Annotated in this window: 2 protein-coding genes; both read right to left on the reverse strand. The window is 69.3% G+C overall.

Translation table 11 applies throughout. From position 1 onward, the window contains the following. Positions 1-115 precede the first annotated feature (115 nt). Positions 116-937 (reverse strand): ATP-binding cassette domain-containing protein, encoded by an 822-nt coding sequence (locus tag AC3XYG_RS19445; protein WP_489141510.1) that lies wholly within the window; start codon positions 935-937, stop codon positions 116-118. Then, the coding region (locus tag AC3XYG_RS19450) for an ABC transporter permease (RefSeq protein ID WP_489141511.1) at positions 934-2,014 on the reverse strand (1,081 nt) is incomplete at its 5' end. The genes AC3XYG_RS19450 and AC3XYG_RS19445, both read right to left, overlap by 4 nt.

Below are 2,014 nucleotides of genomic sequence, written 5' to 3' on the forward strand. Positions count from 1 at the left end.
TCGATGCAAGGAGCAGAAGCGGCATTCCTCTGGCGGCGCCGACCCCTCCCCCTAACCCCCTCCCGCAAGGGGAGGGGGGACTCAAGAAACCAAGCCGGCCGGGGCTATCGGCGCCCTAAGCCGCGGTGTCGCTGCGTTCGAATTCGGCGAGCTCGGCGGTCAGGCTTGCCAGCTCCTGGCCGCCGGCCATCATCTCCAGCACCTGTTCGCGGCTGACCTCGCTCTTGGGGAAGGTGCCCAGCGACTTGCCGCGGTTCAGCAGGGTGAAGGTGTCGGCCACGGGATAGGCGTGGTGCACGTTGTGGGTGATGAAGATCACGCCCAGGCCGCGCGCCCGTGCCTGCACGATATAGCGCAGCACGCCGGAGGCCTGCTTGACGCCCAGCGCCGAGGTCGGCTCGTCCAGGATCAGCACCTTGGCGCCGAAATGCACGGCGCGGGCGATGGCGACGCATTGCCGCTCGCCGCCCGACAGGGTGCCGACCGCCTGGCTGGGGTCGCGCACATCGATGCCGATCTGCTTCATCGCGTCCAGCGCCACGGCGTTGGCCTTGTCCATGTCCAGCCGCCGGGCGGGGCCCCAGCCCAGCGTCGGCTCGCGCCCCATGAAGAAGTTCCGGGTGATGCTCATCAGCGGCACCATCGCCAGGTCCTGGTAGACGGTGGCGATGCCGTGGTCGAGCGCGTCGCGCGGCGAGCGGAACCTGACCTCCTTGCCCTCGACCAGCAGCTGGCCGCCGCTGGGCTGGTGCACGCCGGACAGGGTCTTGATCAGGGTCGACTTGCCGGCGCCGTTGTCGCCCAGCAGGGCCAGCACCTCGCCGGGGCGGACGGACATCGAGATGTCCTTCAGCGCCACCACCGAGCCGAAGAACTTGGAGACGGAGCGCAGCTCGATCAGCGGCGCGCGGGACTGGATCGTGTCGGCACGGGTCATGAGCGGCCTCCCGTCGCCTTGCGGCGGATGTAGTTGTTGACGATCACGGCCAGCAGCAGCATGGCGCCGAGGAACACCTTGAACCAGTCGGTGTTCACGCCGGAATAGAAGATGCCCATCTGCACCACGCCGAAGATCAGCGCGCCGAAGGCGGCGCCGATCACCGAGCCGTAGCCGCCGGTCAGCAGCGTGCCGCCGATGACGGCGGCGATGATGGCCTCGAACTCCTTCAGCAGGCCGCGGTCGGCGGCGGCGGAGCCGAACTCCATCACCTGGCAGGCGGCGAAGACGGTGGCGCAGAAGGCGGTGCCCATGAACAGCAGGATCTTCACCCGCGCCACCGGCACGCCCATGTTGCGCGCCGCCACCGGGTCGCCGCCGACGGCGAAGATCCAGTTGCCGAAGCGGGTGCGCAGCAGCAGCCAGGCGCCGAACACGGTCAGCACCACCCACCACACCACCAGGATCGGCAGACCGGGGACGATCGGGCTGCCATCCGGGAAGGTCTCGATCAGCCCGGCGCCGGCGGCCCAGCGGAACGCCCCGTCCAGCACGGTGCCGCTGAACAGCGGCGCCAGCCAGTCGGTCGCCGCCGGGTCCTTCACGCCGCCGACGATGGTGCGGTTGGTGAACAGGATCGACAGGGCGATGGTCATGCCGCGCAGGATGAACAGGAAGGCCAGGCTGACGATGAAGCTGGGCAGGCCGGTGCGCACCACCAGCCAGCCGTTGAAGGCGCCGATCGCCATCGCGCCGGCGAAGGTGAACACCAGCGCCAGCCAGACCGGCCAGCCGAAGAACACGGTCGGGATCGCGATCATCATGCCGGCGAAGCCGATCATCGAGCCGATCGACAGGTCGAACTCGCCGGCGATCATCAACAGGCTGGCGCCGACCGCGAGGATGCCGAGCTGGGCCGAGACCACCAGCCAGTTCGAGATGCCGTCGGCGCTGAACATGCCGGAGCTGCCGGCGGTGATGCCGAAGAAGACGAAGACCAGCACGGTGCCGGCCATGGCGCCGAGCTCGGGCCGGGACAGCAGGCGCGACAGCAGCGAGACCGAGCGCACCCGCTCG

Source organism: Inquilinus sp. (assembly GCF_057815775.1).

What these genes read in the sequence shown, in the direction of transcription:
- AC3XYG_RS19445 (WP_489141510.1), bottom strand. Translation starts at nt 937, where the DNA reads ATGACCCGTGCCGACACGATCCAGTCCCGCGCGCCGCTGATCGAGCTG.